Origin of the sequence: Paenalcaligenes sp. Me131, assembly GCF_050487225.1 — a bacterium.
GTDB lineage: Bacteria > Pseudomonadota > Gammaproteobacteria > Burkholderiales > Burkholderiaceae_B > Paenalcaligenes.
The window spans coordinates 62,691-75,497 of the sequence record NZ_JBKQGY010000002.1 but is presented as its reverse complement, the minus strand read 5'-3'; the positions used below and the strand labels follow the sequence as shown (position 1 = coordinate 75,497).

At 51.3% G+C, this 12,807-nt stretch carries 13 protein-coding genes; 9 read left to right on the top strand and 4 right to left on the bottom strand.

Going from position 1 to position 12,807, the window contains the following annotated elements; all coding sequences use genetic code 11:
- Window positions 1-1,377 carry an efflux transporter outer membrane subunit gene (locus tag ACLPHM_RS08550; protein ID WP_430220833.1) on the top strand — a complete coding sequence of 459 codons (1,377 nt, stop codon included), beginning with the start codon at window positions 1-3 and terminating at the stop codon, window positions 1,375-1,377.
- An 18-nt stretch (window positions 1,378-1,395) separates the two neighbouring features.
- Here ACLPHM_RS08550 and ACLPHM_RS08545 read toward each other — a convergent pair whose 3' ends face one another.
- The gene (locus ACLPHM_RS08545; protein ID WP_430220832.1) at window positions 1,396-2,070 is read right to left on the bottom strand and encodes an alpha/beta hydrolase; all 675 of its coding nucleotides are present in this window, start codon (window positions 2,068-2,070) and stop codon (window positions 1,396-1,398) included.
- Window positions 2,071-2,081: 11 nt separating this feature from the next.
- Entirely contained in the window at window positions 2,082-2,618 is a 537-nt protein-coding gene (gene yjgA / locus ACLPHM_RS08540; protein WP_430220831.1) for a ribosome biogenesis factor YjgA, read from the bottom strand.
- A 61-nt stretch (window positions 2,619-2,679) separates the two neighbouring features.
- Between yjgA and pmbA the strand changes: the two genes are divergently transcribed.
- The 7 genes from pmbA to erpA all read left to right on the top strand — a co-directional run bounded on the left by pmbA (window position 2,680) and on the right by erpA (window position 8,765).
- Entirely contained in the window at window positions 2,680-4,047 is a 1,368-nt protein-coding gene (gene pmbA / locus ACLPHM_RS08535; RefSeq protein ID WP_430220830.1) for a metalloprotease PmbA, read from the top strand.
- Between the two features lie 139 nt (window positions 4,048-4,186).
- Window positions 4,187-5,293, top strand: a complete 1,107-nt coding sequence (locus ACLPHM_RS08530; RefSeq protein WP_430220829.1) for a TRAP transporter substrate-binding protein — start codon at window positions 4,187-4,189, stop codon at window positions 5,291-5,293.
- A 182-nt stretch (window positions 5,294-5,475) separates the two neighbouring features.
- On the top strand, window positions 5,476-5,904 hold the full coding sequence (gene rplM / locus ACLPHM_RS08525) for a 50S ribosomal protein L13 (RefSeq protein ID WP_135863727.1): 429 nt from the start codon (window positions 5,476-5,478) through the stop codon (window positions 5,902-5,904).
- A gap of 9 nt (window positions 5,905-5,913) precedes the next feature.
- Window positions 5,914-6,306 (top strand): 30S ribosomal protein S9, encoded by a 393-nt coding sequence (rpsI, locus tag ACLPHM_RS08520; RefSeq protein ID WP_135863725.1) that lies wholly within the window; start codon window positions 5,914-5,916, stop codon window positions 6,304-6,306.
- A 175-nt stretch (window positions 6,307-6,481) separates the two neighbouring features.
- Window positions 6,482-7,552 (top strand): N-acetyl-gamma-glutamyl-phosphate reductase, encoded by a 1,071-nt coding sequence (argC, locus tag ACLPHM_RS08515; RefSeq protein WP_430220828.1) that lies wholly within the window; start codon window positions 6,482-6,484, stop codon window positions 7,550-7,552.
- Between the two features lie 47 nt (window positions 7,553-7,599).
- Window positions 7,600-8,355, top strand: a complete 756-nt coding sequence (locus ACLPHM_RS08510) for a DUF6776 family protein (RefSeq protein ID WP_430220827.1) — start codon at window positions 7,600-7,602, stop codon at window positions 8,353-8,355.
- A 41-nt stretch (window positions 8,356-8,396) separates the two neighbouring features.
- Window positions 8,397-8,765 (top strand): iron-sulfur cluster insertion protein ErpA, encoded by a 369-nt coding sequence (gene erpA / locus ACLPHM_RS08505; RefSeq protein WP_430220826.1) that lies wholly within the window; start codon window positions 8,397-8,399, stop codon window positions 8,763-8,765.
- Window positions 8,766-8,797: 32 nt separating this feature from the next.
- Here the strand turns inward: erpA and ACLPHM_RS08500 are convergent, their stop codons facing one another.
- Together ACLPHM_RS08500 and ACLPHM_RS08495 are read right to left on the bottom strand one after the other, a co-directional pair.
- On the bottom strand, window positions 8,798-9,901 hold the full coding sequence (locus ACLPHM_RS08500) for an anhydro-N-acetylmuramic acid kinase (RefSeq protein ID WP_430221383.1): 1,104 nt from the start codon (window positions 9,899-9,901) through the stop codon (window positions 8,798-8,800).
- Between the two features lie 47 nt (window positions 9,902-9,948).
- The gene (locus tag ACLPHM_RS08495; protein WP_430220825.1) at window positions 9,949-11,331 is read right to left on the bottom strand and encodes a M23 family metallopeptidase; all 1,383 of its coding nucleotides are present in this window, start codon (window positions 11,329-11,331) and stop codon (window positions 9,949-9,951) included.
- 243 nt (window positions 11,332-11,574) lie between these two features.
- Between ACLPHM_RS08495 and tyrS the strand changes: the two genes are divergently transcribed.
- Window positions 11,575-12,801, top strand: a complete 1,227-nt coding sequence (gene tyrS, locus ACLPHM_RS08490; RefSeq protein ID WP_430220824.1) for a tyrosine--tRNA ligase — start codon at window positions 11,575-11,577, stop codon at window positions 12,799-12,801.
- Window positions 12,802-12,807: the final 6 nt, after the last annotated feature.

Sequence of the window (12,807 nt, the reverse complement as noted above, 5' to 3'; positions counted from 1 at the left end):
ATGAAAACAGTCTATGTGATGCTGGGCGCGTTGTGGCTAGCAGGGTGTGCCACCGTACCGGCCGATAGTGAAGAAAAAACAGTGAGCTTGCCTGCTGAGTGGCAAAGCGCCCAAATGCCTGAAGCGCTGTCAGGTGAGCTGCCTAGCGCTGCATGGTGGCAAAGCTTTCAGAGTCCAGAGCTGTTGTCGCTCTTGCAACAAGTACAAACCCAGAACTGGGATATGGAAGCGGCTGCTGCTCGCATACGACAGGCAGAGGCACAGGCGAAAAGCGCTGGTGCTGCCTTGTGGCCAGATGTAAAGGTAGAGTTCTCTACGTCTAGGGAAGGCCGCTTGGGCGGCGACGCGGATTACGCGGGTGGGCGATTCGGTGCTGGTTTGCGAGCTGGTTACGAGGTGGACTTGTGGGGAGGCGTGCGAGCCGGTAGTGATGCCGCGACCAGTAGACTGGTGAGGCAGCGGGCACTGTGGCAGGCGACGCAGCTTAGAGTGAGCACCGAGGCCGCTAAAGCATGGGTGGATGTGCTGAGCTTAAAAGAGCGCTTGCAGATTGCTCAGCAGAATCAAGCGGTAGCGTACGAGCTATTGCAGTGGATGACGCATCGTTCAGAAGCCGGTGCAGAAGATAAGCTGGCGGTGGTCAGACAACAGCAATTGTGGGCTGAGCAGCGTCAGCAGGTAGAAATGTTGATGCAGCAGCATCAGCAAGCACAGTCTAGATTGCAGATTTGGACAGGTGCGTTAGGAGCGTCTGAGACTATTGTGGCGAACCGCTTAGAGCAGGTTCCAGTGCCTACGCTAGACAGCGGCATGCCATCGCAGTTGTTAGTGCGTCGACCGGATTTGTTGGCGGCAGAAGCGGAGTTACAGGCGGCTAAAGCTGATGTGCAGGTCGCTAGGGCTGCGATGCTGCCGCAGCTCAATCTATCGCTGTATGCCGGAGGCTCTGCGGGTAACTTGAGTGATGTGCTGCGTAATCCCTTGTATAACGCCGCTGCGAATTTGTTAGCCCCTATCTTCAATGCGGGGCGTTTGGAGGCCGGCTATACGTTGGCACAAGCGAAGCAACAAGAGTTGTTGATGCTCTATCAGCAGTCTATTGTGCAAGCCTTTGTGGAAGTAGAGGTGGCACTAGAAGCAGTGGCTGGGCTGGCGAAACAAGAGGCTGTGCAACAAGAAATTGTGCAGTTGGCATCCGAAGCCATGCGATTGGCGCAGCAGCGTTACGAGGCAGGAGCTGAAACAGCGCAAAGCGTGCTAGAAACGCAGCGGCAATGGTACCAAGCGCGTGACGTGGTGATTCAGCACAAGGCAGCCCGTTTATGGGCGGTAATGGATTTGTATAGAGCATTAGGGGGCGGTTGGCCGGTGGCCTAGCCCCCTAGATGTGACGCGTTACTTTACCAGTACGCGTTGCAGGAAGTTGCTGATGTCAGCCAGTTCTTCAGCACATACCGAGTGCGGCATCATGGGGTAGCTGTGCCACTCCACGTGATAGCCCAAGTCTTGTAGTCGTTGACGCGATTGTAGTGCTCGGTCTATCAACACAACGGGGTCTTGGGTGCCGTGTCCCATGAAAATAGGAGTGTCTTGGTTGGCTTTGTGGCGTTCTTTGTCGATTTTGTCTATCAGTGGCAGATAGCCAGATAAACAGATCAAGCCGGCCAGCGATTCTTCTAGGCGCAACCCTGTTTGCAGAGTCATCGCACAGCCTTGTGAAAAGCCAGCCAGTACGATGCGTTCTGTGGGGATGTCGCGTGCGTTTTCGCGCGCAATTAACTCTTGTATCGAGCTTTGTGATGCGCGCAGACCACCTTCATCTTCATGGCGTACCAAGTCAGAGGTGTAGATGTCGTACCAAGAGCGCATGCTCATTCCACCGTTAATGGTGACTGGCTGTACAGGGGCATGAGGGAAAATAAAGCGTATCGCCAAATGCTTGGGCAGATGCAGTTCAGGAATGACGGGTGCGAAATCGTTACCATCGGCACCTAAGCCGTGCAGCCAGATAACAGAAAACTCTGGGCTGGGGGCGGTTTCGATTTCAATGCACTCAAGTAAAGGGGTCATAACGGCTCCAGTTACGCAACGATGGATTTGATGGCTTGAAACAGGTTACGGAAGTGTTTGCGTGAAGGCTCTTTGCCTTCTGGCAATACGGCATTTTGCTCGGCTTCTTTACGGGCTTGACGTATGAGCGTACGCAATTCTTGCGCTTGATCTTGGCCGTAAGTGTTCAAGAACTCGGTTAAGGCATTATCATCACGCATGAGCAGGTCGCGTAATGCTTCCAGCTTGTGCATGGAACGAGCCTGTTCCTTGGAACCGTTGGTCCAGATGTCCAACTGATGGCGTATGGCATCAGCGTCGACTTGGCGTAGCAGCTTACCTACGTACAGAATCTGGCGTCGCTTGCCTTCGCGAGCGGTACTGATGCGTTGTACCTCTTTAATGGCAGCATGCAGTTTTTCGCCAAGGTCTAGTTGACGTAGCTTGCTATCCGGCAGCGTGATAAGCTCCTTGCCAAGATCCACCAGTTCATGCATTTCGCGTTTGACTTGGGATTTGCTGGGGCCATAGTAGCCGTTTTCATCGGGTTCCAGAGTAGGATCAGACATAATAGAGCAAAGAGTTATTCATTAATTGGCTATCATAACCGCCTGAGCGGAAAGAGTATCAATGACCACATCAACAATTTCCAGTTTGCCCATTGTGGAAAATCAGTCGCACTTCGCCGAATTGGCTGAAGAGGCGTTGAAATACGCGAAGAAACGCGGTGCTTCTGATGCTGCCGTAGAGGTTTCCGAAAGCAAAGGGCTCTCGGTGTCTGTACGCAACAGAGATCTGGAAACCGTAGAGCAGACTAGAGATCGTGGCTTGACCATCACAGTGTTTGATGGACAGCGACGTGGCTCTGCCTCCACTTCCGATTTTGCCACCACAGCCATTCAAGAAACGGTAGAAGCAGCGTGGCATATTGCGCGTCACACGGCTACCGATGAGTCCTCCGGCTTGCCCGAGAAAAAACTACTGGCAATGGAGTACCCCGATTTGCAGTTGTATTCACCTTGGCTGGTGGATGCCGAGGAAGCACGACGTTTGGCATTGCGAGCCGAAATCGCTGCTTTGGAGCGCAGCCCTATCATTACCAATAGCGAAGGCGCTTCGGTGAGCAGTTCAGAAGGGCACTTTGTACTGGCGAACAGCAAGGGCTTTATGGGTGGCTACCCGTATAGCCGTCATGGCCTGTCGGTATCGCCTATTGCGGGTAGCGGCGACAACATGCAGCGCGACTACTGGTACAGTTCGGCACGTTGTGCCAGCCGTTTGGCAAGCCCTGAGTCGGTAGGGCAGTACGCCGCAGACCGCACGATGGCTAGATTGTCAGCGCGCCCCATTAAAACCGGTCACTACCCCGTATTATTTGAAGCGCCTCTCGCCGTGGGCTTGTTGGGCTCATTAGTGCAAGCGGCTAGTGGCGGCGCACTGTATAGAAAAACGTCGTTCTTGGTTGATGCGTTGGGCAAAGAGATTTTTGCCAAGCACTTAAGTGTGATCGAAGACCCTTTCCGCGTGGGTGCGTTTGGTAGCTCACCCTTTGATAGCGAAGGTGTGACACCACAGCGTCGTAAGATCATTAGCAAAGGCGAGCTTAAAGGGTACTTCTTGTCTACCTACACGGCACGTAAGCTGGGTATGACGACTACTGGTAATGCGGGTGGCTCACACAACCTGTCGCTGATTTCTAGCCTGACACGCCCGGAAGACGATTTCAAAGAGATGCTACGTAAGCTGGACACAGGCTTGCTGGTGACCGAGCTAATAGGCCAAGGCATTAACTACGTGACGGGTGATTATTCGCGTGGTGCGTTTGGCTATTGGGTAGAAAACGGCGAGATTAAACACGCTGTAGAAGAAATCACCATTGCTGGAAACTTGCAGCAGATGTTTAAAGACATTGTGGCGGTGGGGGCCGATGTGTTTGATAAAGGCTCCAAGGCTACAGGCTCTGTCTTGATCAGCAAAATGGCGATTGCAGGTAGCTAACGCATACGGGTTGTCATGTCTGTGCAATAAAGTGCGGTGTGGTTGCACAGAGAGTTTTAAGACGGTGTATTATCACCGAATCGGCAGGTGCGCACGGTAGTCACTTGCCTATGCTAAGAACGCCAAGGAGAAAGCAAACATGGAGCGTCGCTCATTTTTGAAAAAAGCGGGTGTAGGGGCCGTTGCAGGGACTACAGCAGCCTTTGCCGCACCAGCGATTGCGCAAAGCAATCCAAAAATTAACTGGAAGATGACTTCCACTTATGGGCCTTCACTGCCAGCATTGTTCGGCACAGCCCAGTTGTTTACCAAAATGGTAGAAGAGGCGACAGAAGGCAACTTCCAGATTCGTCTGTACCCAGCTGGTGAAATTGTTCCCGGCTTTGAAGTGATGGACGCTGTGGGTAATGGTACGGTGGAAGCAGGTCAAACAGCTTCGTACTACTTCTACGGTAAAGATCCTGCTTTCTCGTTTGATACTGCGGTGCCATTTGGCCTGAACGCACGTCAAATGGAAGCCTGGATGTACGAAGGCGACGGGATGAAGTTGATGCGTGAGCTGTTTGCTACACGTAATATCGTGAACTTCCCCTTGGGTAACACGGGTACGCAAATGGGTGGTTGGTACCGTAAAGAAATCAACTCCGTTGAAGACCTTAAAGGTCTGAAAATGCGTACAGCTGGTTTTGCTGGTGAAGTATTGGCGCGTTTGGGCGTGGTGCCTCAGCAAGTACCTCCAGGTGATATTTACCCATCCCTAGAAAAAGGTACGTTGGACGCTGTTGAGTTCGTTGGTCCAGTGGACGACGAAAAGCTGGGCTTCCACAAAGTAGCTAAATACTACTACTACCCCGGTTGGTGGGAAGGTTCTGCACAGGTTTCCCTGTACATCAACCAAGACGCACTGGCTACATTGCCTAAGCATTATCAAGAAATCATCGCGATTTGTGCTCGTGCAGCCAGCGGTAAAATGCTGACTACTTACGATACACAAGGTCCTGGTGCATTGCGTAGGTTGATCGCTTCTGGTGCTGTACTGAAAGCCTTCCCTCGTGACGTAATGGACGCATCGTTTGAGGCTTCTCAAGTGGTGTACAAAGAATTCTGCGAGCAAAACGCAGGCTTCAAGAAAATCTACGACAACTACATGGCATTCCGCGACGAGCTGGTGCCTTGGTTCCGCGTAGCTGAAGGCGCTTACGATAACTACTTGGGTATGGCATTGGCAAATCGCCGCCGTTCCTAATTAGCGTTGCGCTGATACGGCAAAAAGCCCCTTAAGCCTATGCTTTTGGGGCTTTTTTGTGCTAATATCCCATGCTTTGGCTTATCTACTTTTGGCACGGGCGAATAATAACGTCTTGGCTGGGGTAGAAAGCAGCATTGTTGCAAAAGTAATTTTGCGACCTTTTATACTTAGGAACCATCATGAAAACCTTCGTGGCTAAGCCGCTGGAAGTTCGCCGTGAGTGGTTTGTGATCGATGCCAAGGACAAAGTCCTGGGTCGTGTGGCCAGCGAAGTCGCACGTCGCCTACGTGGCAAACACAAACCTGAATACACTCCTCACGTTGATACCGGTGATTACATCATCATCATCAACGCAGCTGATATCCGTGTAACGGGTAACAAAGCTCAGGATAAAAAATACTACCGTCACTCCGGTTACGTAGGTGGTATTACAGAAACTAATTTCGAAACCATGCAAGAGCGTTTCCCCGGTCGTGCTATGGAGAAAGCGGTTAAAGGCATGCTGCCAAAAGGTCCTCTGGGTTACGCCATGGCCAAAAAACTGAAGGTATATGCTGGTGCAGAGCACCCACATACTGCTCAGCAACCTAAACCGCTGGAAATCTAAGGACAGATCATGATCGGTAATTGGAACTACGGTACAGGCCGCCGCAAATCTTCGGTAGCTCGCGTATTCATCAAAAAAGGCTCCGGCGCTATTGTGGTCAATGGCAAACCTGTAGACGAGTACTTCGCTCGTGAAACAGGTCGTATGATCGTTCGTCAACCTTTGGTACTGACAAACCACCTGGAAAGCTTTGACATCAAAGTGAACGTACACGGTGGCGGTAACAGCGGCCAAGCTGGTGCAGTGCGCCACGGTCTGACACGTGCCCTGATCAACTTTGACGAAACATTGAAAACAACGCTGAAACAAGCTGGCTTGGTAACACGTGATGCACGTGAAGTTGAGCGTAAGAAAGTTGGTTTCCACAAAGCGCGTCGTCGTAAACAGTTCAGCAAACGCTAATTCTGTTTATGGCTTGGGCATGGCTTGCTATGCTCACCTCAACAAAACCCCGGTTATGCCGGGGTTTTGTTGTATGGCAACAGCGCTGAGCTCTTTGGCTGCGCTTTGCCTCATTAGGCTTCAATTTACTGCATAATAGTTTATTGTCTTTTACGCATTTTTCAGGGTTAGTGATATGGCTGCATCCGATACGGCGACACGTATTAAAGTAGGGATTGTTGGGGCGACAGGTTACACCGGGGTTGAACTGCTGCGATTGCTCGCGCTGCACCCTAACGCAGAAGTGGTTGCGGTAACGTCGCGCCAAGAAGATGGCATGCCAGTGGCTGACATGTTCCCTAACTTGCGTGGTCATATTGATGCGGTGTTTCAAACACCAGATGCCGCGCAACTCGAAAAATGCGACGTCGTATTCTTTGCGACGCCACATGGCGTAGCCATGAAGGAAGCCCGTAAGTTGCTAGAGCACGGTGTAAAAGTCATCGACTTGGCAGCAGACTTCCGTATTCAAAATACAGATGTGTTCCAACAGTGGTACAAAATGCCGCACGAGTGCCCAGACTTGCTTAAAGACGAGTCTGTGTACGGTTTGGTTGAGCTGAACCGCGAGAAAATCCGTTCAGCAAAAATCATCGGTAACCCAGGGTGCTACCCTGTGACTGTACTCACAGGTTTGTTGCCTGTGTTGGAAGGCGGTAAAAAACTGATTGATACGTCACGCATTATTGCTGACTGTAAATCCGGCGTGTCGGGTGCGGGGCGTACAGCGTCTCAAGCTAACTTGTTTTCCGAGGCTAGCGATAACTTCAAGGCTTATGGCGTAGCAGGTCACCGTCATCATCCAGAGATCTCCGAGCACTTGCAAACCATTCATGGTTCCGAAGTTGGGCTAACATTTGTGCCGCACTTGGTGCCCATGATTCGTGGCATGTTCTCTACCATTTACGCACGTATTTTGCCTGAAGCGCTGGATACGGATTTCCAAGCTTTGTACGAGCAACGTTATGCTAACGAGCGCTTTATCGATGTGTTACCTGCTGGTCGTTTGCCAGAGACACGTACCGTGAAAGCATCGAATAATGTGCGTATTGCGGTACAACGCCCCGGTAATGGTGATCAACTGATCATCCTGGTCGTGCAAGATAACTTGGTAAAAGGTGCGGCAGGTCAGGCGGTGCAAAACATGAACGTAATGTTTAATTTGCCAGAATCTACCGGCTTGGAGCTGGTTGCTATTCTGCCTTAAGGCAACAAGGGCAGGGAACTTGTGCAATGAAAAACGGTCTGTAGACTATGCAAGAATCAGTCCCTCCCTCATCGCACGCTACGCGTTCTGGTAGTTTTGGTCGTACGCTTTCCTGGTGTTTCGCGCTGTTATTAGGCGTGGCCGGTGGGATGGCCATAGACGACTGGATACTGCCAGAGCCCTCTACTACTCAAGACTATGCAGCTCAGATGGCGATGCAGCAACTGCAACAGCAGTTGTCGCAAGAGCAGTTAGAGGCGGATACGCTGCGTGGGCAGTTGCAGGTAGAGCAAGGGACGATCAAAGGTCTAGAAGACGAACTGCAAAAAATGCAGGTAGAAAAAAGCCGCTTGGGCGAGCAGTTGGCGTTTTACGAGACGCTGTTGCCGCCAGGGCCTCAAGGTACCATCAGTATCCGGGCATTCGATGTGGAAATGATGGGGTCTTTGCTACGTTATAAGGTATTGTTGCAACGTAGCATGCTGAATGGAAAGCCCTTTGAAGGTACGATGTACTTCACTGCAGAAGGGCTGCAAAACGGTGAGCCTGTTTCTATTACCCTCGAAGAGGCCACGGCAGAATTGGCAGAAGGCCAAGAACTGGATGCTGCTAACGCTGCAGTCACGGCAGGAAAAAATCAATTCTCCCTGACCTTCGAACAGTTTAATAGAGAGCAAGGCTGGTTGGTATTACCCGACGACTTCCATATTCAGGCATTAACCATGAGTATCTTGGAAGGAAAAACGGTGCGAGCATCCCGTAAAGTGGAGCTGAATACCACAGAGGCGACAAGCGAATCGTAAAAGCTTAAAATGAATGACAAAGGTCATTGCTGGAGTATTGTATGAGTACCCTTACCGAAACTATTGATTTGCAGGCGCCTCCTGCTCCCTTGCTGTTTAGTGATGCAGCGGTGGAAAAGGTGCGTGAGCTGTTGCTGGAAGAAGGTAACCCCGATTTGAAACTGCGCGTTTTTGTGCAGGGCGGTGGTTGTTCTGGTTTTCAGTATGGTTTCACATTTGACGATGTGGTTAACGACGACGATACCACCATCGATAAAAGCGGTGTGCAACTGCTGATCGACCCCATGAGCTTCCAATATCTAGTTGGGGCTGAAATCGATTACAAAGACGATATTGACGGCGCTCAATTCGTTATTCGTAACCCTAACGCATCCACCACCTGTGGTTGCGGGTCATCCTTCTCGGTATAAGCGCTGCAAGGCGTGACTGCCCCGCCGGAGAGTTAGGCAGGGTAGTAGGCGCCGAGCATTACCGCATGACGTGCCCCGGTAACCGCCGGGGCATTTGCTTTGGTGTCGTGTACATGAGCATGAGCCAGCCACGCAAAGGCTAAAGCCTCCACATGCTGGGGATGCAATCCCAGTGCCTCAGTGCTGTGTACAGGAACGCCTAAGAACTGTGTAATGCGCAGTAGTAGTGCGTGATTGAATGCGCCACCTCCACAGACCAATACTTCTTCAGTACCTGCAGCGTAGCGCTGTATGGCTTGGCTGATGCTTTGCGCGGTCAGCTCCAGCAGGGTAGCTTGAATGTCTTCAGGGCTAGCGTTTGGGGCATGTTGCGCAATATGGTGTTCTAGCCAGTTCGCATGGAAGAGGTCGCGCCCAGTAGATTTGGGCGGAGCAAGGCTAAACCAAGGTTCAGCCAGCATGGCATCTAACAAGGTTGGGATTGCCTTGCCGCTGCTAGCCCACGCGCCAGAGGCGTCATAGGGCAGGCCTTGATGCTTGCCTATCCAGTAGTCCATCAGCATGCTGGCAGGCCCTGTATCAAAGCCACGTAGTGGCTGGGTGGGGTGCAAAATACTAATGTTAGCGATGCCGCCTAAATTCAAAATGACGCGAGGGCGCTCACACGCAAAAAGTCCGTGGTGGACACTAGGTACTAGCGGTGCGCCTTGTCCGCCCGCAGCAATGTCGCGGCTACGGAAATCGGCAATCACAGCAATGTTAGTTAACTCAGCCAGCAAGGCAGGGGCATTTAACTGAATAGTGAAGCCTAACTCAGGGCGGTGACGTACAGTTTGACCATGAGCGCCAATGGCACGCACCGAGCTGGCTGCTAGGTGTTGCCGTTCTAGTAATCTATGGCAGACGCTGGCATAACAGTGTGTTAATTCAATAGCGGCCACATTGGCGCGTTCTAGTTCGTTATCGCCAGGGCGGTTTAGGTCCAGCAACTGTTGGCGTAGCGATGGCGGAAGTTCACACGAAGCTGCATCCACTATCACGGGTGTTTGGTTGTGATCAAAGCGAGCCAGCACAGCATCCACGCCATCGGTGCTCGTGCCGGACATTAAGCCTATATACAGTTCTGGTTGCGACATGGTCATAAAAAACGGCACCGCTATGGGTGCCGTTAGTGTAGTGAGAGTTAATTGCTGTTGGCAGCTAGCAGTTCTTGGCGGCTTTGTAATAGCGCCAGTTGTGTTTTGTACTGGCCTACCTGCGTTTGGAATGCTTGCAGTCTGGCAGGTTCCAGCTTGCGAGCTACAGGCAGATCTATAGCCAGTGGGTCTATAGGGGTGCCGTCCACACGGAACTCATAGTGCAGGTGCGGACCCGTGGACCAACCTGTAGAACCTACGTAGCCAATCAATTGACCTTGATCTACGCGATCACCTTTGCGCAAGCCTTGAGCGAAGCGGCTTTGGTGGGCGTACAAGGTGCTGTAGTTGCTGTGATGCTTAAGAATGATCACATTACCGTAACCGTTCTGTACGCCAACAAACTCTACAACGCCGTCAGCCGTAGCATGAATAGGTGTGCCGCTTGGGGCAGCATAGTCTACGCCTTTATGACCGCGCCATTTACCACTGATGGGGTGACGTCTACCACCAAAGGTAGAGCTGATGCGCGTGAATTTCAGGGCGTTACGCAAGAAGGCGCCTTGCAGGCTTTGGCCGTCGGCATCGTAATAGCTGCCGCCACCGCCTGAGGTTGATTCGCTAAACCAAAGGGCTTCATGTGTTTTGCCTTGGTTTTCGAATTCCAGAGCCAAAATACGGCCAGAGCCTACTTGTTGACCATTTTGGTTGTAGGTTTCGTAGATAACGCGCAGTTTGTCGCCAGCGCGCAAATCTTTAATGAAGTCTACTTTAGTGCCCAAGATTTCAGGAATCTGCAGTGCGATGCTGTCAGGAATGCCGGCAGTATCGGTAGCACCAAACAACGAGGTGCGGATTTCGGCCTCGGCAATTTGGATGTTTGGGGTGGCAATAGAGACTTCTTCGCTTGCTACAAAGCCACCTTCGCCGTTAGTGCGAACTTCTAACCAGCGAGAGGCTGGTTTGCCATTCTCAGTGCTGGATGGGGTGTGGAAGTAGCTTAGCGATTGCAGTTGATTGTTTTCGTCCAGAGCGGCGCGTACTGTGCGACCAGGGTACAGCTTATAAATTGAGCGCGCATCTTTGTCGTGCGTCAGGAACTGTTGCAAGCCTTCCTCGCGAATATTCAGGCGTTGCAACACCGATGCCAGCGTGTCACCACGGCGTATACGGGTTTCCTGAATAAAGGGGTCAGAGAAGCTGCTATCCAGTGACTCAACAGAAAAAGGCAAGTCCAGCGTAGTGCGAGCCTGATAGACCATTGGTTTGCTGTCCTCGCCTGAAGCGGGATTCACAGCAATAGCAGCGGCGCCTGCGAACATGCCAAGGGCAAGTACTAACAGGCCTTTTTGTATCAGGCGTGCGGGGCTGGTTATGCGTTTGCTGCGGACGGTGGCGGTGGTGGTTCCGTTGATCTCTTTTTCTAGCATTGAAGCAAAACCTAGCGGTTGGCATTGCAGAAAATATGTCCTGTCGCAGGGCATACCGCCTAGCAATGCAAGTAACGTAGCAGGAAGCCAGAACGTTAAATTATTCTTCGTAGCGAAGCTGATTAGCGTTCTGTTAAGATATGGGGGTTTATACTGATCATTCGTGATGATCTGATAAACACTAGTATCCTAGCGCATTTGACTCAATTTATCGAGTATTTTCGAGAAAAAATTAGGCAGATTATGTCCTCCCCCGACTTTACTATTACTCCAGAAGTGCAAGCCGCACTTGATATTGCCAAACGTGGCTGTGACGAACTCATTGTAGAAGCTGAATTTGCTAAGAAATTGGCGCGTAGCCAAGCCTCTGGCAAGCCTCTGCGTATCAAGCTGGGCTTGGATCCTACCGCCCCTGATATTCACTTGGGCCACACGGTAGTGCTGAACAAAATGCGTCAGCTACAAGACCTAGGTCATACCGTCATTTTCCTGATTGGTGATTTCACTTCCACGATTGGTGATCCAAGTGGTCGCAACTCTACTCGTCCGCCACTGACCCCAGAGCAGGTCAAGTCAAATGCGCAGACTTATTATGATCAGGCCAAACTGATCTTGGACGAGAGCCGCATGGAAGTGCGATATAACTCGGAGTGGTGTGATCAACTGGGTTCTCGCGGCATGATCCAACTGGCGTCGCGTTATACCGTCGCTCGTATGATGGAGCGTGATGACTTCACCAAACGCTTCCAGTCACACACACCTATTTCGGTGCATGAGTTCTTGTATCCGTTGTTGCAAGGCTATGATTCCGTCATGTTGAAAGCTGATCTGGAGCTGGGGGGGACGGATCAGAAATTTAACTTGCTGGTGGGCCGTGAGCTGCAAAAAGAATATGGTCAGGAGCAGCAGTGCATTTTGACCATGCCTTTGTTGGTGGGTCTGGACGGTGTAGAGAAAATGTCCAAATCCAAAGGCAACTACATCGGTATCACTGAAAATGCAGACTCCATGTTCGGTAAGATCATGTCGGTCTCTGATACCTTGATGTGGATGTACTACGAACTGCTGTCCTTCAAGAGCATGGCTGATATCAATGCCTTGAAAGCCAGTGTTGAGCAGGGTGCAAACCCACGCGACATTAAAGTGGCGCTGGCTCAAGAAATCATTACACGTTTCCACTCGGCACAAGCAGCTGAAGATGCATTGCGCAATTTCGACGCACGTTTCCGACACGGTGAAATCCCCGAGAACATGCCCGAAGTTAGCGTAAATGGTGCGCCAATTGGTATAGTAAAACTATTGCGCGAAGCAGGACTGGTTCCATCAAATAGCGAAGCTAACCGCAGCATCGAGCAAGGCGGTGTTCGCATTGATGGCGTGAAGGTTGAAGATAAGGCCTTAGAACTTGCAGCCGGTACGTATGTGCTGCAAGTGGGCAAACGACGTTTTGCCCGCGTAAGTGTCTCTTGACTGTTT

What these genes read in the sequence shown, in the direction of transcription:
- ACLPHM_RS08550 (WP_430220833.1), top strand. Translation starts at nt 1, where the DNA reads ATGAAAACAGTCTATGTGATGCTGGGCGCGTTGTGGCTAGCAGGGTGT.
- ACLPHM_RS08545 (WP_430220832.1), bottom strand. Translation starts at nt 2,070, where the DNA reads ATGACCCCTTTACTTGAGTGCATTGAAATCGAAACCGCCCCCAGCCCA.
- yjgA (WP_430220831.1), bottom strand. Translation starts at nt 2,618, where the DNA reads ATGTCTGATCCTACTCTGGAACCCGATGAAAACGGCTACTATGGCCCC.
- pmbA (WP_430220830.1), top strand. Translation starts at nt 2,680, where the DNA reads ATGACCACATCAACAATTTCCAGTTTGCCCATTGTGGAAAATCAGTCG.
- ACLPHM_RS08530 (WP_430220829.1), top strand. Translation starts at nt 4,187, where the DNA reads ATGGAGCGTCGCTCATTTTTGAAAAAAGCGGGTGTAGGGGCCGTTGCA.
- rplM (WP_135863727.1), top strand. Translation starts at nt 5,476, where the DNA reads ATGAAAACCTTCGTGGCTAAGCCGCTGGAAGTTCGCCGTGAGTGGTTT.
- rpsI (WP_135863725.1), top strand. Translation starts at nt 5,914, where the DNA reads ATGATCGGTAATTGGAACTACGGTACAGGCCGCCGCAAATCTTCGGTA.
- argC (WP_430220828.1), top strand. Translation starts at nt 6,482, where the DNA reads ATGGCTGCATCCGATACGGCGACACGTATTAAAGTAGGGATTGTTGGG.
- ACLPHM_RS08510 (WP_430220827.1), top strand. Translation starts at nt 7,600, where the DNA reads ATGCAAGAATCAGTCCCTCCCTCATCGCACGCTACGCGTTCTGGTAGT.
- erpA (WP_430220826.1), top strand. Translation starts at nt 8,397, where the DNA reads ATGAGTACCCTTACCGAAACTATTGATTTGCAGGCGCCTCCTGCTCCC.
- ACLPHM_RS08500 (WP_430221383.1), bottom strand. Translation starts at nt 9,901, where the DNA reads ATGTCGCAACCAGAACTGTATATAGGCTTAATGTCCGGCACGAGCACC.
- ACLPHM_RS08495 (WP_430220825.1), bottom strand. Translation starts at nt 11,331, where the DNA reads ATGCTAGAAAAAGAGATCAACGGAACCACCACCGCCACCGTCCGCAGC.
- tyrS (WP_430220824.1), top strand. Translation starts at nt 11,575, where the DNA reads ATGTCCTCCCCCGACTTTACTATTACTCCAGAAGTGCAAGCCGCACTT.